This is a genomic window from Nostoc sp. C110 (assembly GCF_043099725.1).
In the GTDB taxonomy this organism is placed as follows: Bacteria; Cyanobacteriota; Cyanobacteriia; order Cyanobacteriales; family Nostocaceae; genus Nostoc; species Nostoc muscorum_A.
The window spans coordinates 3,772,131-3,793,141 of the sequence record NZ_CP171148.1 but is presented as its reverse complement, the minus strand read 5'-3'; the positions used below and the strand labels follow the sequence as shown (position 1 = coordinate 3,793,141).

The following is a 21,011-nucleotide window of genomic DNA, read 5'->3' as shown; positions in this document are numbered from 1 at the left end:
TTAGGGAGAATACAGCCGTCGCATCATTCCCATACCCATTGTTGTTTTTCTGCCGACACCAGTATATAAAGCAAAGTCAGCTAAAGCGTTAATTTGCTTAATTTGTATTGGTTCAACTGTCCCTAAAATCTTGTAGGTAACTTCGCCAAGGATGCCGATAAATTTGCTGCGAGAATCAGCTAATATTTCTGTGTGAATGTTGACAAATGAGGGAAATATTGACTCGATCGCAATCTGAGAGAATTCTATACCACTGTATTTATTCCAGCGCGAAAGTAGGGAATTAAAGACAGATTCTCTGGTAGGAAGGGTACTGTCATACTGTCCTTGACGGAAGGCGGTAGGCGTGGAAAAGCTAAGGTTGATGGAAGAATTGCGTAGGCGTAGCCCGTCGCAGACATCGCTAGCTTCTTCATATAATTGAGCATAAGAACTGGCATTTGCCCAAGGTTGAATAGATTGGGGTGTGCCTTGAATACTGGTAATATACAAGTCAGCCGGGCCAAGATGCCAAGGGCGATTGGGATTAAGATTTAGCCAGAGTTGGGTAAGTTTGCCAAATAGAGTGTCATCTAATAAAGAGATGCGCCACCAACAAGGAGTTCCGGCGGGAATGGGTTGTTGATGTGAATATTGCAATTTAGATCCCCCCTTACCTCCCTTCAAAAGGGGGGAATTAATTTGTAAGGGAGAGAGAGTGAAAGCTTTATCTGCGGTGGAATCGTGCAAGCGATCGCCCAATGTGCTATCTACAGAACTAACGAGGGTTAAAAATAGGGCGTGGAGATGTCTACCTGTGAGATACTGTGGTGGAATGGGCGATTGAGGTAGCAAGTTCAACACTAAACTATGAGGCATACTTTCTTTTTTTGGTTGTAGACTGAGTGCTTCTTGACTCTACAGTAAACTCAGGGATTTCCTGGAGTTCAGCATCACTCAAACTATACTGTTCACAAACTAAACTTAAGCGATTTCCTGGGGTTTTGACAGCGTTAACCGAATGGGTTAAATCACCTTGAAAATAAACTAAAGTATTGAATTGGGGCTTAATTTGCCCAAGTTGGCGTTTGTGCGATCGCAATACCAGTTCTCCCCCTTCCATATCCGCAGGTACGCGCACATAAAGAACACTGACAACCGCAGGCGGTTCAATGGTTTTGGAGTAGGAACGTAAGGAGCGATCGATATGCGGATCGACGCGGGAGCCTTCTTTTAGCTGTAAAGGATTGAGGTAAAAAGCATTACAATTGGGCTGGAGAGCCAAATCGAGGTAAGGCTTGAAGTAGGGAAACTGCTGTTCTACTTTTGGTAATCCAGAGCGCTGAAATACTACAGAAAATCCTTTAGTGGCGACAAAATCGCGGTTGAGGTTGTTGATAGCGAAGTAAGGACAAGCTTGGATTTCTCCCCACAAGTTGTTTAGGTAATCGCTGGGGAAGGCGTTGGATTGTTGTTGATAGTGTTTCACTGGGGATAGAGGAGCGATCGCTGAATGTGGTATCTAAAATTTTAAAGACTGTCGTGTGATGATAGTAGTATTCTTTTAAGTGAGAAAAACTACGTATGGAGAAAAAGCAATGAGAATTGATGATTACAATACAGCCAAAATATTAACTGAAAAACTTAAAGAGAACTTACCCATTAAAGCACGAGCCGGGAAGGAGTTTTTAAAGACATTAAAGCAAAAAGGAGTAAACGCCGATCCAGACAGAGAATTTGAAATTGATTTCGTTGGCTATTCAGGAGATGAAGGCGGGATTATGTGCGGACTAAAAGAGCCAAATAATCCCGAAAGTAAAGAACAATATGTTTCTTCAATTACTCACCTAAAGATTGATCCTAATCATCCTCTAGCTGCTGAAGTGCAGACTTACCAACGCCAGCGAATACGTAAGTTAATGTTGCAAGATTCTAGAGGTTTTAAAGCCGAGTTAATGACGATAGAGCCTCGAAAAAATAAAAACCGTAGTAAAGGTTTTGGGAAATGATTAATTCCGAAAGCGATATTCTATCCGAACTGGGATTTTTAAGTTTTGAATACCATCAAATTGATAGTATTGACCTCGCATTTGGACATTCTGAATTAAGCTAACTGGAGGCATATTTACAACATCATAGCTAATCACTTGATTGGTGAACATCACATCTAAAGGATTTAATGGATGTGTACAAGTGAATATACCTTCAGCAATTTTAGGTTTCGGTAATGGTTCAACCGTTACTTCAGCCTTGCTCATCCATTTACCCAAGCGAATCCACTTTGATAGTTTGAGTTCTTTTTGAGATATAACAAAAAACTCAAATTTGCTTTCTGCGGCTATTTCTTTCGCTCTACCAAAACTAGGAATATTTTTTTGGGTTTTCTCCATTTCAACGTGGTAGTTGTTGTTAGCATACTTCCAGGTGTTGAGGATGGAAGAATGATTGAGCGATCGCGCCGGAGTTACGTAAAATCCTTGTTGATTGAGTGGCGTTAAATGCTCCTCATATTTTGGCACTTGTTCGGGGCAGAAATAGCGATAAGAATGTTCTTCAGCAACCGTAGTAGAGTAGATTTGGCTATCAACCAAACCCAGTGCATAACAAAGAGCGTAATTGTGAATTATTGGCTCTGTTTCATACAATCGCCCGATTTCACGAGTTGCGAAATAAAGGCTGTCATGCAACTCTAATTGACAGCGATAAATAAACACCATTACTCTTTCCCCGCTTTAGCAGTAGTTTTCTTCTTGCTAATATGCTTCTTGGCATAATCTTTAGCTTCTGCATCAGCTTTTTGTAAAATTGCCTGAATTCCTTTCTCACTTCCTGTTAAAGTTTTGACTTCATTAATTAGGGATACAAAAGTATCACCAATTAAATCTGTGTGAACAATAAACTCATCAGCCATTAACGCCTCAATAGCATTCTTTGCAGCAGTAATCACATCATCTTCATCTAGTGGATCGGGGGCATTTAAAGTATTATTAGATTTCATTTGGTCATATATTGCCTGAGTCCAACGCAGGTTACTAGTAATTTCTCCATCTGCAAATACAACACCAATCAACTCATTTCTGACGCGACCTGTACGGGTGGTTTGCGCTCCATAATGACGAGTTCGCAGAATATTATTAAAAACGTAAAGGAAGCTAGCTTCAGTAGGGTCTTTCAAGGTAACAATACTAGGGAAGAAAACTTGCGGTCTAATATGGTCTTGTTGATTAATTCGACTGGTAACTTCACCAGGTTTAGAACCATTTTCACCCTTGGAAGCCATCGTGCCATTTTCATAAGGAGCGTTGAGGGTGAAAGTTTCGTGTGATTCATCAAAAGCTGTAATTGAAAATGCCGTATCTACTACAACTTTTGATTTTTCAGAGCCAGAGTCACCAATAGCAAATCCGTAAATGATGCAATCAGGATTATCCATTGCAAAATTTACATTGTATTCGCATTCTTCAGCAGTCATTAAGCCATAGTTACGCAGCAATTCCCGACCAACTAAACGCTCTGGAGTAGACTGTTTGCGCTTGAACATTGACAAACGGCTAATTGTAGTTTTGTCTTTAACTCCTGCTCTTACTCGTGCTTTATTCAGTTCTGCATCTGTCTGGAATAAAGGATAAGATTCAGTAATGCGAATGGTCAAGAAATGAACATATTTCCCCATTGGTTTGTAAGGAATCTCAGTTTGAAAGAATTTGGATTCAACAGTTTTTAAAATTGCCATGATTTTCTCCAAAGAATTATTCACTACTTGTTTACGTTTCCAGCAAAAATGCTAAGGGTAAATCCCTAATCATTCTCGTTATCTATTTCCACAGACTTTTCATTTTTACCTAGACTTCATAGATTATCAATAAATTCTTGCATCAGCTCCTTATCTATTTCCACAGACTTTTCATTTCTTCCTGCATTTTCTTTGTCATCTTCAAGACGATAAAGAAATTCACAGGTATCTCGAATTAAGTTGAGTTGACGACCTGCCAAACGAGCGCGATCGCCTGCAAATGCGTTATCAAATACATCCACTACAAAATACTTGGCAAAATCTAGAACAGCTTGCCGTTCTTCTTCTCGTTTGCTCATGATCCAGCGTCCTTCAGCAGTAGAAGAATGAACGCGATCCATGAGTTTAAAAACTTCTGCTGCAACAGCCACAACTAATGTTTCTCCCTGAAACACACTTGACTCAGCTTTGAGTATAGTTTCAGCTGCAATATCAACTGGTTTCAACACAGCATTAGACTTAGGATTATAACGTTTATTAGCTCGGTAAAATCTGCGGTATAAATCTGTTAATTTCTTAGGATGATTCAGGCTTGATGCTTCTCCCACAATTAATTGCTCCATATTAGTGTCATATTTCACATAAGGGTCAAAACAAGGATAAAAATGATAGGCATAAAGCCGGATTTTTTCAATTCGCGCTGTTTCCGATCCTTGGTTACGTACCCAGCGATTGAGATAAGAAAAGACGTACAACGGACTGGTTTCAAAATCTTTAGCCAGTTCTGTAAATCTCCCCCAGTTGGCATCGTAACCAGACTTACCCTGTCGCGCATTCACATCTAAATGAATGGCGTAAGCGGCGGTAAGCACATTTAAAGGTGCTGGGTATTGAATACCGTTTTCATTCCAGCCTTCGAGGATGTAGTCAAGACGGAAGCGATCGCGCCTTACTAAAGCACGGAAAGCATGAGGCGCACTATCAAGGAAAACGCTTTCCTCAAATTCAGCCCCATCATTAAAAGGTGGAATTGGTGACTCTGAAACCACAGTTTTAACATCTAAAATCATCGGGAAAGCAAACGCTAACCAAGTTGGCATTACCCAAGATTCTGTATCGGTGCTGTCTCTTCCTGGCGGGAGTGCCATGAAGTAAAATGTTAAAGGCTGGTCTTCAGGATAGGAAAGCTTAAAGGTGCGATCCTTGTCACGCTGGAGGTTTTCATCAATTAAGAAACTATCTACACTTTGGTAGCGATCGCGCCCCAAGTTCGCCTGTAAATCCTTACTGATAAAATGATTGCGGACGCTGGTATCAAAGCGAGTTTGAGCAATACCATTGTATGCTTTCTGCAAAAACTTATTAGTCTCTGGAGTAAAGTAATAAGTAGGATAAAAATAGAGATAGCGATATTTACCATCTTCAAATTTCTTACCTACAGCTTGAGTTTGATTCATCAAGATTTGCCTCAGCATTATCTCCATACCTGCAATACTGGAAATATTACGTTTAGCGTTAGCACCTCTTAACATTTGCTTATTGGTATAAACTTGTGGCGTAAATAAAACTGCTGATTCCATTTGCTCAGTAACCGTGTAAGCAGAATGAGAAATTGAGCAGATTAATTGTTTCCCTCGCCCTGGTTTTTTCGCGGCGTTGTAGTTTGCCAACTCCTTAAAAAAGATTTCGGCTTGGTCGGTAGGTGATTTTTGTCGCGTTTCATTTGGAAGCATAATCACGCGATCGCACCAATCCCTCAAATCTTTCCATTCATCAGGTAGTTTGTACTGATTAATGATCGGTTCAATAACTTTTATCCATTGATTAACCAGACTTTGACAAATTTCACGAACGTTCTCTTGTCCTGGATTACGTTTAAGGTATTGCGTTGCAATATAATACCAGTCATACGCGATGCCTCCAGTATCTTTAAGTTGCTGAAGTGAAATAATTTCAGATTTATACTCAGATAAATCAAGAAAATCAATAGCTATCTCTGTAAGATTAATATTTGGAATTGGAGGGAGTTCTTTGTTATTTTTAATTAGGGCTTTAACTCTGTCAAGATACTCTTTCCAAAATTTTCCAGTTATTAAAGCTCCTAATTCTGCCAAATTATCTATACGAATATCTTCTGCAAAATCGATTTCGATATTCTTCGCTAAAACACCTTTACGCTGGAATTGAGCCAAATTAGTAGTTTTATCTGCTGCCTTGCTGGTTTTTACTTTACTCGGTACTGCATCAACAGTAAACTGCATTAAGCCTCTGATGTCGAGGAAGAGATTGTAGTAATCAGCATATTTCATCCCAATATTTCCCCGACTGAAGCCAACTTTTCGGAGTTGAAGTTGATTAGCGCAGAGTTTTTTTATGGTGTCAATAACGCGATCGCCTAATCCTTCTCGACTAATTTTTGGAGCATCTTTTCTAGCTAAATAAATTACTCCTGTGGGTAAGTAAAGCAGTATTTCGTAGTAGGTTTTATCCTCAGTGTTGAGGCTAGTGTGTGCTTCCATCAAGGCATTATTAACTACATTAGTTAATACACCCCGATTTTCAGCAATGCTATGATATGTAAATTTCAGTTGTCCATCACTCAAATTATGTATAACTTCTTGGAGCCTGGAATTCTCTGCATCCTGGGGATGTTTAACAATTGAGGCGAGAGAATCAGCCAAACAAGTTAAATCAGATAGACTGCGAAGGGTACGGTCTTTGAGAAGAGGATTCAAGCCGAATTCAGAAAAATTCCAGTTAGTATCCCAGCGACGTTGAGCATTATAAGCCATGCACAACAAATCATCTAGATACTCTCGATAAGCTTCAGGATTTTCTGGATTTATAAAGTTATTCAGCCCTAACTGGTGAACTTTTTTATCAATAATTTCACGATGTTCTGTTAGCGGTAGCTTGCGGCAGTTTTCAGGTACATCAGGAAATTTTTCAAAATCATGTAAAATAAATCCAGCAATTACTAATCTACGCTCTCGCTCTTTTACCACTCGCTGCACTGTGGTATTAAGTTTTTCTAAACGTTTTTCAATTAAATTTGCTGGGAATAATCCATTTAGTAAGTGAGTATTCAGCGATTGGTCAGCAGCGTTATCTCGTCTGACTTTAGTTTTTCCTTCAGCTTCTCGTTGTTGGTCAATTTCATCAAAAAACTTACCGCCTTTGGCAGTTACACCAATTGCTATCCGCAACAGATTTGGTAAAACATATTCACCAAAGTCTGCCATTACCTTATCATCTGGATTTTGAGCCTGAATTGCTTCTCGTAATAGCTTGAGTGTTAGTAACTCGCCTTCAGTTTCAATAGTGCGGTCTGAAGAATCACCATCAAAACCAAAATCACCCGATAACCAATCATGATTAGACATTTTCAAACTCCATTTTTTTACTCTACGCCTTCTAACAACTTGGCAACTTGCTCTGGAGCCGGAAGCTGATTTTTTAATTCTTGAGGCAATGTTGAAACCACTTGATAAGTTCCTACACCAATTGGTTTATTCGATTCTTTCAACGCATATTCAACAATCGTTCTTTGCTTAGACTTGCAAAGAATAATTCCAATAGAAGGATTTTCATCAGGTAGCTTTACCGTGTCATCTAAAACAGCTAAATAAAACTGCATCTTGCCAACATATTCAGGTAAAAAGTTACCAATTTTCAGTTCTATCGCTACCAAACACTTTAATCGGCGATGATATAATAAAATATCTATAAAATATTCTTCTTCATCAATTTCTAGCCGATATTGACTACCAATAAAAGCAAATATCCCACCCATTTCTTGCAAGAATGGTTCAACTCTTGTTAAAATTGCCTGTTCTAGCTGGCGTTCACTATGTTCATCTGCTAGTTCCAAGAAATCAAAAGTATATTCATCTTTGACGGCTAGTTTTAATTGGTTACGGATTTCTGCTGGAACAGTTTTATCAAAGTTAGTCTGATTCAAGAGAGTCTTTTCATAGGTTTGATTTTCAATTTGGTGAATCAAAACATTCTTTGTCCAGCCAAATTTACGAGTCATTCTGATATAGAATTCCCGTTCTAGGTCATCTTTGCACTTCTCTACAATGACCAGATTGTGACTCCATCCAATTTCTCGCACCATTGGTGCGAGTTTTTCATTGTTGACATAGGATTCATAAAAAAGCCTCATCCGCCAGAGGTTAGCAGCAGAAAATCCGCTAATTCCTGGAAACTCTGTTTGTAAGTCTTTTGCTAACTGTTCTACTACGGATTTTCCCCAACTAGCGCCCTGCTGTTGAGTAACAATTATCTGTCCAATGTCCCAGTAGAGGTTAATCATTTCCCGATTAACTGCTTTTAGTGCTTCGTATTGGGCTGAACGAATACGCTGTTGTATTTCCATTAGCAAATGTCTGTAATTGTCTGAAATAGGGTTACTCATAACGGAAAAGGCTCAACTCGCTCATGACTAACTAGCCGACGCGCATAGATCAAACAGGCTTGTACATCTTCTCGTTCTAACCAGGAATAACCTTCTAGCAAGGTTTCAATAGTATCTCCCGCCGCCAACATCCCCAAAATATGTTCAACTGCAAGGCGGCGACCTCGAATAATTGGTTTACCACCAAAGATTTTGGGGTTGACTGTAATTCTTTCTAAAAGTTGTTGTTCGTTCATTGTTTAACTTCAAAATATTTAAGTTTATTGACTATTTCCTATGATTGGTAGGAAAGAGGGAAGCTTTGCTAAAACTTATTGCTTTAAGATTTGGTGTTACCAGAGACTCGCTCAACCATCAGCTTTCAATCTGTTGGGGATAGAGACTACCTACGCCTGACCTTAATACCGCAAGCTGCTAATGAACTTCCCTCTTAGATGGGGATTCTCTAATTTAGCTAGAGAAATCCCCAGATAAGCTATCGCATCAGTTATGCTGCCAATAACCGATATTGAAATTGGTTATGAGCAACTTTCCGTTTTTCAATTAAGTAGCCTTTCTTGCGAGCTTCAAATACCGTGTGTCCAAATCGCCAACTAACTTTTATAGCTAGTTCGTCGCTGGTATGCCACTTACCATCTTTGAGAACTGAAACTAGTCGCTCAAGGTTTGTCAATTTGACAAGCATTATTATCACCTCCTTTAAAAACTGTGTCATACGAATACTTCAGCCCAAATGCTTGTTTTGCAAGGACTCCAGTAATTTGTATAATCTGACGCTACATAATGCGATAGCTGTTGTCAAGCATTTTTTTGACTTTATGATTAAGCTTAGACTTATTCAACAATTTGTAAGCTTTGACGTATTCAACCACCTATTAAATTCCCTATTAGGGATTGAAACGGATAGATGTTTACTTCAATGTATTTAAAACTAAAAGCCTTGATTTATTCAACTATTCATGAAATCCTTAATGTATGAGGAGCTTTACGCGCACAAAAAACAATCCTTTAAAATCCCTATTAGGGATTGAAACGAATAAGTCTGTGCTTAAAACCGTAAGCTCTTGTCATAAATCAACTAAAATCCCTATTAGGGATTGAAACTTCAAACAACCCATATCTCATCTCCTTTGCTTTTAAACGTATAAGCAAGCGTATCCAGCAGCAGCGCAGAGTGACCAAAAGCGATCGCATACGGTGCAGTTGCATCATGAAAGCTATACTGATCGCTGATGCCATAAATCTGAAAATTCATTGGTAGCCTTAGCCGCATCCGCACTTCAGCAAGAGGACGGCGAATCACGTAACAAACCAAACCTTCCTTTTTTAGGCGTTTGTTAATTTCCACAACCCAATAGTTATCAGGTTGCCAAATTTCCACACCAGTCAAAACCTGAACTTTCCAAGCGTCAGCAATTGGCTGCAAGTTTCCAGAATAGGTAAACTTCCAGTTCAGCCGTTCCTCTCGGTAAGAACGCAACTTCATAAATGCTAGACAATGAGCAAATCTACCTTTGGCAATGGGTTGTCCCGTGCGTTCTGCGGTTTCTTTGAGTGTCCGTATAAATGCCGCTTCCGTCCACATTTCAATTTCTAAATTGCCCAAAATACCCGGTAAATCGTAGGTTTTAAACCTATCTGCTTCGTTTTCTTCCGTTAAGTCGTATAAACCACATTGCAAAGGACTTGAACCTCGAAAACTAGCAGCATCCTCAGCAATAGGATTTCCTGATTTACCTGAAAGTGCTTGCCAATCTTTCGCCCATCCCGAAACACTTCCAGCCGCAGACTTCAGACTTGTTTCAAATACTTGTTCACAGGCTTCTTGAAACTTGTCTCGGCTTTGGGCATACTGTTGTTTGATTGTGCGATCGCCCAACTGATAAAACAGCCAAAATGATTGCACAGCCCCCCAACGACGATAATAACCATGAAAATCGTTGATTTGTCGATAATTCTCAGTAATTGTATTGTGAAAAGAAGGGCGATCGCAAATACTATTCACTTCTAACGGTGGAGTATCCCCTTTAAACAAACGCTCTACCAAAAAGTTAGGAACTAAAGAAAAAGCTGTAAAGTTCTCAAACTTAACTATCTGTCCATCTTTTTCATATTCGTCATGCCTTCCTAAGCGTCCTAAACGTTGGATAAAGTTACCTGCATCGGATGATTCAAAAATTAGGAAATTGATTTTGAAATCAACTCCAACATCAATTGTGCTAGTACCAATAACCAAGTCAGCAGCAAGACTTCGCTCCTTTTCTCCTTTTCCCGATAGTCCTGTATTCTCTCCAACTTTCAATCCGCAATGCTGTAATATTTCCCGAAAAAACTTAGTTAGGCGTTTGACTGCTGCAATTGAGTTAAGAATGATTGCGCCTTTACTTCCTGGATACTGCTGAAACTGAGCCAAAATCAAATCACTATTTTCTTTTAGCCAGGTTTCCGAAGCTTTAAAAGACGGTTCCAAAGGAATAAAATTCAATGTAATTGTTCGCGCTACTTGCCGCCATTCCTGTGTTTGCAGTTGCTGCCCTTCTTCTGGTGTATCGGGAAACTGATATTTATTTTGTTTTAGAGGATCAATTTCTTTACAACGAAATCCTGCTTTTTCTAATCGCCCAATTAAGTTTGTATCTGGTGTGGCTGAGAGAAACAGAAATTTCTTGCGGCGATTTGTGCAGCGAATCAACAACATTGTGTTAATCACACTAGCAATTTGTGGAGCTGCGAAAACATGAAATTCATCAAAAATAAACAAGTCAAAATCTTTATCAATTCTGCCCCATAACTTATCTGGACTATCGCCACGAATTATATAAGCACCTCGATGTAAGTAGTGAAAAATATCAGGGTTGGTTAATAATGCTTCTCTCTGGTTAGTCAGAGTTGCGATCGCAGCTCCTTTTTTCAATCCTTCATTTTCAGCATAAATCTCTAAATCAGCCCCACTCAGTCGCACTACACGCGGCTGATTCTCTGGCTGAAATTTTTCTACATATCCTCTAATCTGCGTTTCTTGATCGCGGGCAAGTTCATTGGTTGGGTAAAGTCCGATCGCAGAAAATTCACCCTGAAGTACTTCTAGGTAAGCCGCGAGACTTTTACCATCGCCAGTCATCGCAGTGTTGAACACGACATCAATATTTGGATCGCGCAACGCTTCTAAAGTTGCAGCTTGATGCCAAGAAAGCAACCAATCTTTGGGTAATTTCACCCCGTCAGGTGTCGGGAAAGTTTGGGAGTAAACAGGCTTGAGAGTAATTTTGTATGCTTCCGTCATTTGTCTTTTCCCTCCACCTCAATATCCTGATATTCTTGAATACTTCCTTGTCGAATTATCCATAATTTACCAGTCACATCTGCTGCTTCAAGTCCAGCAATTAGAGTTTCTGTAACTGTACGATAATCTTCAAAACTAGGACGGGATGGTAAACGAATGACTATAATTCCTGTATAGTGAGAAGGATTATATTTAAGACGATTTCCAAATCCTCTATCTATCGTTACTAAACATCTATTCTCGTTATGGCAAATATCAATTAATTCCTCATCAGGAGTTGAAATTAAATCCTGTTCTCGGACAGTGGCAACATCATGTCCTGCAAGACGCAATAATGTAGCTACTCGTAGACTACCAAGATTTTCATCAAGTTTAATATTCACTTTTTTGGTTCCTTTTGCAATCCTAAAGGAATTTCTACATAGCTATCTCTTGTCATCTCAGCAGCATAAGCAATACAGGCTAGGATATCTTCTCGTTCCAAACCGGGATATTCTTCTAAAATCGTCTCTATTTTTTCTCCACTTGCAAGAAGGTCGAGAATTAAACTAACCCAGATACGATGACCTTTAATACAAGGTTTACCGAAACAAATATTTGGATCGATGGAAATTCGAGATAGTAAATCGTTCTTAGTCATTGAAACTTCTCCAAATTTGTCGTAATTCTTCTCAATGAATCCTCTTCTCCTAATTCTATATTCGGACTTACACTTAAATAGTGTCCGTAACTGGTTGTTAAAAACTATATTGGCACTCAAAATAGAAGTTGACAAGAGAAAATAAGTACAAAGTATACGGACATTTTTAATGAGTCGAAAAGGTCAATCTATTACACTGTCGATATCAGAACATGATAAAGCCGAGCTAGAAGCGATCGCTCGTGAATTCGGTATGATGTGGGGAGAGGAGCCTAACATCTCTAAGTTAATTAAAGCGATCGCTCAACGTAAGTTACTCATCGGTAACAATAACGATTGGAAAGAACCACGCATCAGGGCATTACACAGATGTATCAATGCGTTGACAGACATCGGGCAAATTGAACAAGCGCAAATCATTGCAAACTTACTTCTCGAACGCAGCGAACTATCATTACCGTTGCGAGGCGAAATTGAACGTTTCTTAGAGAATTTGCCCCCATCTTGGCGCTTAGAGATAGACCGCTACATCTTGCGCGAACAGCCCTTTCAGCTTTCCTATCAAGATGCAACTGGACGTTTATTAAACTTTACGGTTCGCCACGCCAAAGTAGCACCCCACGAAAAGCGACAATATCTTGATTGCTGGTGTGAGGAAACAGAAGGAAATTTTGATATCCCAGAACTGGTTCACAACTGGAGTTTACGATTAGACCGAATTACGGATGCGGCGGTGACTTTAATTTCCGGTGAGTGGCGTACTAATTTGGATGAGATAAAAGTAGAAATGCACTTATTAGCAAATTTGGCTTTTGCTTATCAAGCTAAACCAGAAGATGATATCCATGAATGGCTACCAGATAAACCAAAAGTTCGACGAGTGATTAGGCGAGTATCTAGTACATTTTGGTTTAGCCGCGAAGTTATGCAGTATGCGCCAGATTGTGTAGTGATATTACCTGAAAATGTGCGCGATCGCCTTAAACAAAAACTCCTCACCCTATGCCAGTTATACGATATCGAAACCAGGTCTTAACTCTTTCCCTCTCCGAGTCGGCTACGGTGTACAGACAAGTCCAAGTAAACTAATAACAGAAGGAGTTGTAGGGAGTAAGAGGTGGTGGAAAATCCAATAAGAGTTCACGCTCAACTGATTCAGGGACGGGATAATCCTGAATTGCCTGCAACTGTTGCCTTTTCGGACGAGCAACTGCAATGTTTTGAGGTGATCGCAGTTCAGGCGATGAAAGCCGACGCACAAGATTATCATAGACTTTTCCTAAAGTCATAAAATAGAGGGTATGGTAAAATTCTTACATGGATGAGGATTTTAGCGCTATTTCAAAAATAGTAATCTCTCTATGATAACCTGCGGGATGTGGGCTTGAACTCTATCCGCTCAATTAATTCACGATGTCTCAGCAACAGCGCACCCTCTTAATTGTCGATGATTCCCCAGAAGATCGAGAGCTATATCGGCGGTATTTGTTGCGCGATCGCGAATATTCTTACACTTTCCTAGAAGGAACCCTGGGACAGCAAGGGCTAGAACTTTTCCAGCAACACCAACCAGATGCCATTTTACTTGATTATCGACTGCCTGACATAGACGGACTGGAATTTCTGTCTAAATTGCAAACCTCAACTCAACAGCAGTGCCTACCTGTGATTGTTGTCACAGGGCAGGGCAATGAGGCGATCGCAGTTCAGGCGATGAAAGCCGGCGCACAAGATTATATTGTCAAAGAGCAAATTACCGCACAAGGGCTACAAATAGCAATCAATGGGGCAATTGAAACAGTGCGGCTACGCACCCAACTGCAACAGCGTATTGAACGAGAGCGCGTAGTCGCGCAAATTACCCAGCAAATTCACTTATCTCTGAATCTGGATGAAATTCTTCAGGCAACAGTAGCCGAGGTGCGGCAGTTTCTCCACACAGATCGCGTCCTGGTTTTTCGGTTAAATCCTGGTGGGGATGGGACAGTAGTGGCAGAATCGGTTGGGACAGAGTGGCGATCGCTTCTTTCTTCTACTATCCAAGATCCCTTCTTAGCTGAGACCTACATCACCTCCAATCGACCGCAACTTGTCAGCTACGCTCCCGCCTTGATCAAGAATTATATCGAAGGCTATTATCAAGGGCAAGTAACGGCAGTATCGGACATTCATGACAGCAGTATTGACCCATGCCACGGTGAATTGTTGGCACAGTTTCAAGTCAAAGCTCATCTGGTTGTACCAATTCTGCAAGACAACCAGTTTTGGGGATTGCTAATTGCTCATCATTGTACCTCCCCGCGATTTTGGCAGCCCTTAGAAATTGACTTGCTTAAAGAGTTGGCAACTCAGATGAGTATCGCCTTACGACAGGCAGAACTGTATCAGCAGGCACAGCGTGAGCTAAAGGAACGCCAACAGGTAGAAGCAGAACTACGCCAGAGCGAACAACAGCTGCGATTAGCACTATCAGCTTCTCGGATGGGAACATGGAACTGGAATATCCAAACGGGAAAAATTTCCTGGTCGGATAACCTGGAAGCCTCATTTGGACTGGAGCCAGGAGAGTTTGACGGCTCATTCGAGATGTTTGCCGCGCGAGTCCACCCTGACGATCGCGATCGCGTTCTAGCAGCCGTCAATCGTGCCATCGCCACCGGAGAAGACTATGACATTGAGTTTCGAGTCGTATATCCTAATGGTACGATTCGGTGGGCACTAAGTCAGGGTAAGGTATTCTACGACCAACACGGGCAACCGATTCAGATGGCGGGTATCGATCTCGATATCACCGAACGCAAACAGTCAGCCGAAACTCTGCGCGAGAGTGAGGAACGTTTTCGGCAGCTTGCAGAAAATATTGATGCGGTGTTCTGGATCAAAGAGGTACAGGAAAATCGAGTTAGCTATGTTAGTCCTGCATATAAACGCCTGTGGGGATTGAACCCGCAGGAATTGTATAAAGGACAACAAGCATGGGTCGATCGTATCCACCCAGAAGATCGAGAAGCGACAGACAGAGCGTTTCATGAAAAAGCTGTCGCAGGTAAATTTGATGAAGAATACCGGATTATTTTAGCCGATGGTAGTATTCGTTGGGTTCACGATCGCTGCTTTCCCCTTCGAGATGAAACCGGAGAGATTTATCGGTTTGCAGGTATTGCCGAAGACATCAGCGAACGCAAACAGGCAGAGCAAGCCTTGCGAGACAGTGAAGAACGCCTGCAAATGGCACTGGAAGGTTCTGGTGGCGGTCTCTGGGATTGGAATATTGTTACCAATGAAGATTATTTAAGTTCCCAATGGCTGGAAATGTTGGGATATGAGCAAGGAGATTTACCTGGGGACTTTAGCGCTTGGGAGCGACTGATTCATCCTGACGATAAAGTTTGGGTGATGGAACGGTTGAATGCTCATCTTCACGACGATTCGGTGTCTTACAAATTTGAATATCGAATGTTAACCAAGTCTGGGGAGTGGAAATGGATAGCCAACCACGGAAAGGTAGTTTCGCGGGATCGACAGGGCAATCCACTCCGCCTTTCAGGCATCCATCATGATATCACCGACCGCAAACAGGCAGAACTTTCTCTGCGAAAGAGCGAAGAACGCTTCCGCACCTCAGTTGAAAATATGCTGGACTGCTTTGGGGTATACCGTGCTGTAAGGAATGAGCAAGGACAGATTGTCGATTTTGTGACTGAATATGTCAATAGTGCGGCTTGTTTCAACAATCAAATGACTTATGAGCAGCAGATTGGACATGGATTGTGTGAATTACTACCAGGGCATCGTGACAGTGGATTGTTTAATGAATACTGCCAAGTAGTAGAAACAGGTCAGCCGCTCATTAAAGACAGCCTAGTTTATGAGGATGAGTATGGAGAACAACGCTTAGTTAGAGCCTTTGATATCCGCGTGGCTAAATTTGGAGATGGATTTGTTGCCACTTGGCGAGATATCACCACTCGCCAACAAACCGAAGAAGCCTTGCGCCAGAGTGAAGAATTTAAAAATCGTATTTTAGACAGCAGTTCTGACTGCATCAAGGTATTAAGCCTCGATGGACGGCTGCTGTACATGAATACAGGTGGACTGTGTTTGATGGAAATTGATGACTTAAATGCCCATCTCAATAATGAATGGCTCTGTTTCTGGGAAGGCAGTTCTCGGCAACAGGCAGAGGAGGCACTTACTGCCACTAAAACAGGCAAAGTCAGCATTTTTAGCGGATACTGCCCAACTGTAAAAGGTACTCCGAAATGGTGGGAAGTGGTCATTAGCCCGATTTTGGATGCCTCCGGGCAGCTGGAACGAATCTTGTTGATTTCACGAGACATTACCGATCGCAAAAAGATAGAACTCCTCTTGCAGGAGAGCGAAGCCCGGTTAAAATTGGCGTACAAAGCGACGCAATCGGGATTATGGGACTGGGACATTATCCACAATAGCGCTCATGTATCTGAAGAGTACGTCAATCTGTTTGGGCTTGATCCAAGCATAAAGGAAATCACATATCAACTGTGGTTAAGTCTCCTGCACCCAGACGATCGCACCTCAGCCGATGAAGGGGTGAGTCGCACCATCCAGCAACAGGAAGAGTACTATGAAGATGACTTCCGCACTATACATCCTGATGGCATTCGCTGGTTAGCGGCTAGAGGTCAGGTTTTCTATGATGCTGCGGGCAATGCGGTGCGGATGGTGGGTAATGTACAGGATATCACCGATCGCAAACAAGCTGAAATCCAACGCGATCGCCTATTTCAGCTAGAGCAAGCAGCCAGAGCCGAAGCCGAACGCGCTAATCGGATCAAAGATGAATTTTTGGCGGTTCTCTCCCATGAATTGCGATCGCCTCTCAACCCAATTCTCGGCTGGACAAAACTGCTGCAAACCCGTAAATTTAGTGAAACCAAAACAGCTGAAGCCTTAGCCACCATTGAACGTAATGCCAAACTGCAAACTCAACTGATTGATGACTTGCTGGATGTTGCCAAGATTCTGCGCGGCAAACTCACCATAGATGCTGCACCTGTGAATCTGGCATTTATTATTGAATCTGCGATCGACACGGTAACTACAGCAGCCATTGCCAAATCAATTTCCTTGCATCCGGTGCTGCCAAATATTGGGCAAGTCTCTGGAGATTCCAACCGCTTGCAACAGATCGTTTGGAATTTACTTTCCAACGCTATCAAGTTTACCCCCAAGGGAGGACGGGTTGAAATCCGATTAGAGCAAGTAGATGAGCAGGCACAGATTATCGTCAGTGACACTGGTAAAGGCATTAACCTTGAGTTTCTCCCGTATATTTTTGAGTCATTCCGTCAAGAAGATGTTTCAATTACTCGCAAGTATGGCGGGTTAGGATTGGGATTAGCGATCGTCCGGCAGTTGGTTGAGGCTCACGGCGGCACCATAATGGCTGACAGTCCGGGTGTTGGCTTGGGAGCCACCTTTACAGTCCAGTTGCCACTACTGAATCTTCAACCAGAAATCAAGCAGATAGATGAGTTACCACAAGCAGGACTTGAACTCACGGGAATTCGAGTTCTGACAGTGGATGATGACCCCGATGCCCGTGAGCTATTAACAGTATTGCTTACTGAATATGGAGCTACAGTCTTGACTGTTGCTTCTGCGGCAGAAGTGTTAGCAAACCTGGAGTCCTTTCAACCGGATGTGTTAGTCAGTGATATTGGGATGCCTGAAGTCGATGGTTATTCCTTGATTCAACAGATCCGAACTTTAACCCCCGAAAAAGGCGGACAAATTCCTGCGATCGCTTTGACTGCTTATGCCAGAGTTGATGATTACCAGCGAGCTATAACCAGTGGCTATCAACGCCACGTTACCAAGCCCCTCGATCCAGAAGAGTTAGTTCAAGCTGTGGTAGCACTCGCACAGATCAAGATGGGGCAGGGAGCAGGGGAGCAGGGGAGCTTTCAAGGGTAGGTATTTAAAAATCAGGCAGTAGAGAGAGTGATTTGAGAAACATTAAGTTGTGGAGTAAAGCTTGGCCAAGGCTCAGGGAAAAAACCACCGATTGGTAATGGAAGACGATTAAGAACAGCGGCCTTAATCACTAAAAATCCACGGCGGAAGCAACTAAGCCAACGGTGAGGGAGACTATTTTCCAAGCAATAGGAATTCCGCAACCTCGGTAAACAATACTAATTGCTAGTACAGTAAAGCGATCGCTCAAAGTCGAGGCATCTGCTGCCAGAGCCAAACGCTTTTCGTTCTGCGGCCAAAGGCTTAAAATCCAGCACAGTAGTGGACTAAAACAAGTTGTAATATCTAATGAAGTCCGTCCTGTCTTCGTTTTATCCTCAGCATCTCGATACCATTCTCGCAGTTGCTGGCGCACAGTATTCTCTTTTTTACCCAGCAACTCTGCTAAAAATACTGAAACTGTTGTTAGTCCACTTGATTGAGTCATCACTATCCCAAAACTCCACATTGCCAGTACTACTGCTTGCGGCTTTGTGAGATTCGGCATTTTTTCTATGACTTTTCTAGTCCATTAATACTTTTTCCATCTGTTGCACACCATTCTGATTCCTCTAAATCAACATAATTTTTTGCCCATTCATTAAATCTTTCTGCCAGCTTATCGAAATCTACTCCCATCACTACACGTCGGATTGTTGAGTATGATGGTACTCCATGTTTTTCAATCCCAAATTTCTCTATTAATACCCGACTATGCCTTTTGACAAAATCTCCCCACCCCCTATATCCCACATATCCATTCATTGTTCCCATTATCACCAACAGCAACACTAACCACAGTGGGTGTCTTCGCCCATCTGTCGTTCTAAAGTCTGCTACTTGCTTCAATTGTTCAATCAGAACTGCACCCATCATTTTTATCCCCTCAACCCTTGCTATTTTACCTGTTTTAGGGAATGAAACAGCCCTGCTTTTTTAAGGGGGGTTAGGGGGGATCAAGAAATATTTGATACTTCTCAGACATCCTCTAAGGGAATTAAACCCCACCTCAAACCAAAACAAAGCCTGTATAGACAGGCTTTGTTGTAGTAGCACCAGACTATAAGTCTGTGGGCGCTTTCAAATTTTTACAAGAATTAAATGACTAATTTCAATCAACCGCTCTCTTGACTGCATTGCCTGCATCCTCAGCTGTGCGCTGAACATTTTTACCAGCATCCTCAGCCCCACGCTGAACATTTTTTGTCAAGTCTTCGGCAGCATTCTGGGTATTTCCTTTGAGATTTTCAAATCCACGCTGAGTCCCCTTAACAACACCTTCACGCAATTCCTCAGCAGAACTACCAACATCTTCACCCAGGTTCTTCACTCTTTCACCAAGGGGTGTACCTTGCTGAAAATTCTTGCCATATTGCTCTCGGCTGTCAATTCCCTTCTGTTCAATATTTCTTTGAGCATTCTTTACTAGCGCATCAGCTCTGTCATTCGCTGCCTTTTCATCTCTCGCTCTGGGATCTACATCACTAAAGTTATTCATCCCACCAGCAGGAGAATTCAGAGGATAATCTTTTGTAGGATCGTATCGCTTGACGTTAGGTGCTTGGGAACCTGGCTGTGGTGGCTGTGTTGCTACTCCTGGAGCCCCACAAGCTTGTGCCATAAATAGAAACATCCCTGCTAAAAAAACAGTTAAAACTTTCAAGGGACGAATGTTTTTTAGCCAAGTAATCGCTTTTTTCATAGTTCTCACTCTTGCATTTTTGTGACTAAGTTAAACTTCAAACAAGATGGCATTTGGAATTATTTTTGTATCCCAAGCATTCAGAAAGAATAATAACTTTACCTAATAGTATGAATAATGAAATAAGTTTTACCTCTAGCGCAAGTCACATTTTAATTAGTACAAAAGGAATAGTTTGATCTAACTCTAGGAAGATATAAACTAAAATAATCTGATTGTTGTAAAAAGAGCTACGTCAAACTGTTTGATATTTCAAAAGCTTTGGATATATCGTTGATGTGCCATAAAATTTGAGGCATTTAGCCTTTGTTGCTCTACCGTTAAATTACTAAATTCATGAAGCAATTTTTACGCTGGATAATTTTGGGGGGAACGCTGTTTTTTTTAGCGAAAGCCTTGAAGGATAATTGGATTGGAGTGACTGCTATTCGCATTGATGGGGTAGGATGGGCAATTATAGCGATCGCTACAGGCGTAACTTTACTAGCGCATACTTGGGCAGGCTGGATTTGGACTTGGATTCTGCAAGAGTTAAATCAACCTGTATCATCTCCCCAATTTATCCAAGTTTACCTAAAAACGAACATCGCTAAGTATTTACCAGGTAATATCTGGCATCATTACGGGCGAATTGTCGCCGCCAAAAATGCCAATATTTCTGCTGGTGCAGCCACTTTAAGCGTTTTGCTAGAACCCCTACTCATGCTAGCGGCTGCTTTAATCATCATTGTCTTATGCGGTAGCCAATTTGCGGCGGCTAATACTACCCTTGCTATTCAAGTACTACAATTATTGAGTTTAGCTCTAGTTCTTTGTGCAATTCATCCCCGGTTTTTAAACCCAATTATTCGCTTTTTATACAGATTAAAAGCAAAAAAGTCTGCTGCTACAACTCAACCAACTGTTCCCTTCAGTCTGAAAAGCTACCCTTTACGCCCTTTATTAGGAGAATTGGGCTTTATGGGACTACGCGCCACTGGGTTTATATTAACTATGTCCGCCCTAGGTTCGTTGAACGTAAATCAAATTCCTTTGTTGCTAGGGGCTTTTAGTTGCGCTTGGCTGTTAGGTTTTGTGATTCCGGGTGCGCCTGGTGGGTTAGGTGTATTTGAAGCGACTGCATATCAACTTTTGCAACATCACTTTCCAGCGGCCCTAGTATTCAGTGCGATCGCTCTATATCGCCTCATTAGTATTCTAGCTGAAACTGCGGGCGCTACCCTCGCTTACTTAGACGAACGCCTTCCTAAATAATAA

General features: G+C 41.6%; 19 protein-coding genes. 5 read left to right on the top strand and 14 right to left on the bottom strand.

The features are described 5' to 3' along the window. Together cas6 and ACFFRD_RS21660 are read right to left on the bottom strand one after the other, a co-directional pair. Positions 1 to 858 carry a CRISPR-associated endoribonuclease Cas6 gene (gene cas6 / locus ACFFRD_RS21665; protein ID WP_392477349.1) on the bottom strand — a complete coding sequence of 286 codons (858 nt, stop codon included), beginning with the start codon at positions 856 to 858 and terminating at the stop codon, positions 1 to 3. Beyond that, on the bottom strand, positions 848 to 1,468 hold the full coding sequence (locus ACFFRD_RS21660) for a 2OG-Fe(II) oxygenase (RefSeq protein ID WP_392477347.1): 621 nt from the start codon (positions 1,466 to 1,468) through the stop codon (positions 848 to 850). Before ACFFRD_RS21660 ends, cas6 begins: the two co-directional genes overlap by 11 nt. Positions 1,469 to 1,577: 109 nt before the next feature. Here ACFFRD_RS21660 and ACFFRD_RS21655 point away from each other — a divergent pair, with 109 nt between their 5' ends. Further along, positions 1,578 to 1,988, top strand: coding sequence for a hypothetical protein (locus tag ACFFRD_RS21655; protein ID WP_392477345.1), 411 nt, complete (start codon positions 1,578 to 1,580; stop codon positions 1,986 to 1,988). Here ACFFRD_RS21655 and cas5d read toward each other — a convergent pair whose 3' ends face one another. The 9 genes from cas5d to ACFFRD_RS21610 all read right to left on the bottom strand — a co-directional run bounded on the left by cas5d (position 1,989) and on the right by ACFFRD_RS21610 (position 12,055). Beyond that, positions 1,989 to 2,696 carry a type I-D CRISPR-associated protein Cas5/Csc1 gene (cas5d, locus tag ACFFRD_RS21650; RefSeq protein ID WP_392477343.1) on the bottom strand — a complete coding sequence of 236 codons (708 nt, stop codon included), beginning with the start codon at positions 2,694 to 2,696 and terminating at the stop codon, positions 1,989 to 1,991. Next, entirely contained in the window at positions 2,696 to 3,712 is a 1,017-nt protein-coding gene (gene cas7d, locus ACFFRD_RS21645; protein ID WP_392477341.1) for a type I-D CRISPR-associated protein Cas7/Csc2, read from the bottom strand. Before cas7d ends, cas5d begins: the two co-directional genes overlap by 1 nt. A 116-nt stretch (positions 3,713 to 3,828) precedes the next feature. After that, entirely contained in the window at positions 3,829 to 7,095 is a 3,267-nt protein-coding gene (gene cas10d, locus ACFFRD_RS21640) for a type I-D CRISPR-associated protein Cas10d/Csc3 (protein ID WP_392477339.1), read from the bottom strand. Between the two features lie 17 nt (positions 7,096 to 7,112). Then, positions 7,113 to 8,132, bottom strand: a complete 1,020-nt coding sequence (locus ACFFRD_RS21635; RefSeq protein ID WP_392477337.1) for a YhcG family protein — start codon at positions 8,130 to 8,132, stop codon at positions 7,113 to 7,115. Further along, positions 8,129 to 8,368 carry a DUF433 domain-containing protein gene (locus tag ACFFRD_RS21630; protein ID WP_392477335.1) on the bottom strand — a complete coding sequence of 80 codons (240 nt, stop codon included), beginning with the start codon at positions 8,366 to 8,368 and terminating at the stop codon, positions 8,129 to 8,131. The genes ACFFRD_RS21635 and ACFFRD_RS21630 overlap by 4 nt, the downstream gene beginning before the upstream one ends. Positions 8,369 to 8,619: 251 nt before the next feature. After that, positions 8,620 to 8,817, bottom strand: a complete 198-nt coding sequence (locus tag ACFFRD_RS21625) for a hypothetical protein (RefSeq protein ID WP_392477333.1) — start codon at positions 8,815 to 8,817, stop codon at positions 8,620 to 8,622. Between the two features lie 420 nt (positions 8,818 to 9,237). Continuing rightward, positions 9,238 to 11,415: a type I-D CRISPR-associated helicase Cas3' gene (cas3, locus tag ACFFRD_RS21620; RefSeq protein WP_392477331.1), complete on the bottom strand. Its 2,178-nt coding sequence runs from the start codon at positions 11,413 to 11,415 to the stop codon at positions 9,238 to 9,240. Beyond that, a complete protein-coding gene (locus tag ACFFRD_RS21615; RefSeq protein WP_392477329.1) occupies positions 11,412 to 11,798 on the bottom strand; it encodes a DUF5615 family PIN-like protein in 387 nt (128 codons plus the stop codon). Before ACFFRD_RS21615 ends, cas3 begins: the two co-directional genes overlap by 4 nt. Beyond that, positions 11,795 to 12,055, bottom strand: coding sequence for a DUF433 domain-containing protein (locus ACFFRD_RS21610; RefSeq protein ID WP_392477327.1), 261 nt, complete (start codon positions 12,053 to 12,055; stop codon positions 11,795 to 11,797). The genes ACFFRD_RS21615 and ACFFRD_RS21610 overlap by 4 nt, the downstream gene beginning before the upstream one ends. Positions 12,056 to 12,224: 169 nt before the next feature. Here ACFFRD_RS21610 and ACFFRD_RS21605 point away from each other — a divergent pair, with 169 nt between their 5' ends. The 3 genes from ACFFRD_RS21605 (at position 12,225) to ACFFRD_RS21595 (ending at position 18,013) form a co-directional block, all read left to right on the top strand. Then, positions 12,225 to 13,091, top strand: a complete 867-nt coding sequence (locus ACFFRD_RS21605) for a WYL domain-containing protein (RefSeq protein WP_190960527.1) — start codon at positions 12,225 to 12,227, stop codon at positions 13,089 to 13,091. 84 nt (positions 13,092 to 13,175) lie between these two features. Continuing rightward, positions 13,176 to 13,346: a hypothetical protein gene (locus ACFFRD_RS21600; RefSeq protein ID WP_392477323.1), complete on the top strand. Its 171-nt coding sequence runs from the start codon at positions 13,176 to 13,178 to the stop codon at positions 13,344 to 13,346. Between the two features lie 122 nt (positions 13,347 to 13,468). Further along, on the top strand, positions 13,469 to 18,013 hold the full coding sequence (locus ACFFRD_RS21595) for a PAS domain-containing protein (protein WP_392477321.1): 4,545 nt from the start codon (positions 13,469 to 13,471) through the stop codon (positions 18,011 to 18,013). A gap of 130 nt (positions 18,014 to 18,143) precedes the next feature. On the opposite strand, the gene ACFFRD_RS21590 is transcribed toward ACFFRD_RS21595, so the two are convergent. From ACFFRD_RS21590 to ACFFRD_RS21580, 3 genes are all read right to left on the bottom strand, one after another. After that, positions 18,144 to 18,560 carry a hypothetical protein gene (locus ACFFRD_RS21590; RefSeq protein WP_392477319.1) on the bottom strand — a complete coding sequence of 139 codons (417 nt, stop codon included), beginning with the start codon at positions 18,558 to 18,560 and terminating at the stop codon, positions 18,144 to 18,146. A gap of 5 nt (positions 18,561 to 18,565) precedes the next feature. Beyond that, positions 18,566 to 18,928: a transposase family protein gene (locus tag ACFFRD_RS21585; protein WP_392477317.1), complete on the bottom strand. Its 363-nt coding sequence runs from the start codon at positions 18,926 to 18,928 to the stop codon at positions 18,566 to 18,568. Between the two features lie 235 nt (positions 18,929 to 19,163). Then, a complete protein-coding gene (locus tag ACFFRD_RS21580; protein ID WP_392477315.1) occupies positions 19,164 to 19,754 on the bottom strand; it encodes a hypothetical protein in 591 nt (196 codons plus the stop codon). Between the two features lie 336 nt (positions 19,755 to 20,090). On the opposite strand from ACFFRD_RS21580, the gene ACFFRD_RS21575 reads away from it, so the two are divergent. Further along, positions 20,091 to 21,008, top strand: coding sequence for a lysylphosphatidylglycerol synthase domain-containing protein (locus ACFFRD_RS21575; RefSeq protein ID WP_392477313.1), 918 nt, complete (start codon positions 20,091 to 20,093; stop codon positions 21,006 to 21,008). Positions 21,009 to 21,011: the final 3 nt, after the last annotated feature.

What these genes read in the sequence shown, in the direction of transcription:
- ACFFRD_RS21580 (WP_392477315.1), bottom strand. Translation starts at nt 19,754, where the DNA reads ATGAAAAAAGCGATTACTTGGCTAAAAAACATTCGTCCCTTGAAAGTT.
- ACFFRD_RS21635 (WP_392477337.1), bottom strand. Translation starts at nt 8,132, where the DNA reads ATGAGTAACCCTATTTCAGACAATTACAGACATTTGCTAATGGAAATA.
- ACFFRD_RS21575 (WP_392477313.1), top strand. Translation starts at nt 20,091, where the DNA reads ATGAAGCAATTTTTACGCTGGATAATTTTGGGGGGAACGCTGTTTTTT.
- cas5d (WP_392477343.1), bottom strand. Translation starts at nt 2,696, where the DNA reads ATGGTGTTTATTTATCGCTGTCAATTAGAGTTGCATGACAGCCTTTAT.
- ACFFRD_RS21605 (WP_190960527.1), top strand. Translation starts at nt 12,225, where the DNA reads ATGAGTCGAAAAGGTCAATCTATTACACTGTCGATATCAGAACATGAT.
- ACFFRD_RS21595 (WP_392477321.1), top strand. Translation starts at nt 13,469, where the DNA reads ATGTCTCAGCAACAGCGCACCCTCTTAATTGTCGATGATTCCCCAGAA.
- ACFFRD_RS21630 (WP_392477335.1), bottom strand. Translation starts at nt 8,368, where the DNA reads ATGAACGAACAACAACTTTTAGAAAGAATTACAGTCAACCCCAAAATC.
- cas3 (WP_392477331.1), bottom strand. Translation starts at nt 11,415, where the DNA reads ATGACGGAAGCATACAAAATTACTCTCAAGCCTGTTTACTCCCAAACT.
- ACFFRD_RS21625 (WP_392477333.1), bottom strand. Translation starts at nt 8,817, where the DNA reads ATGCTTGTCAAATTGACAAACCTTGAGCGACTAGTTTCAGTTCTCAAA.
- cas10d (WP_392477339.1), bottom strand. Translation starts at nt 7,095, where the DNA reads ATGTCTAATCATGATTGGTTATCGGGTGATTTTGGTTTTGATGGTGAT.
- cas6 (WP_392477349.1), bottom strand. Translation starts at nt 858, where the DNA reads ATGCCTCATAGTTTAGTGTTGAACTTGCTACCTCAATCGCCCATTCCA.
- ACFFRD_RS21655 (WP_392477345.1), top strand. Translation starts at nt 1,578, where the DNA reads ATGAGAATTGATGATTACAATACAGCCAAAATATTAACTGAAAAACTT.
- ACFFRD_RS21585 (WP_392477317.1), bottom strand. Translation starts at nt 18,928, where the DNA reads ATGATGGGTGCAGTTCTGATTGAACAATTGAAGCAAGTAGCAGACTTT.
- ACFFRD_RS21610 (WP_392477327.1), bottom strand. Translation starts at nt 12,055, where the DNA reads ATGACTAAGAACGATTTACTATCTCGAATTTCCATCGATCCAAATATT.
- ACFFRD_RS21590 (WP_392477319.1), bottom strand. Translation starts at nt 18,560, where the DNA reads ATGCCGAATCTCACAAAGCCGCAAGCAGTAGTACTGGCAATGTGGAGT.
- cas7d (WP_392477341.1), bottom strand. Translation starts at nt 3,712, where the DNA reads ATGGCAATTTTAAAAACTGTTGAATCCAAATTCTTTCAAACTGAGATT.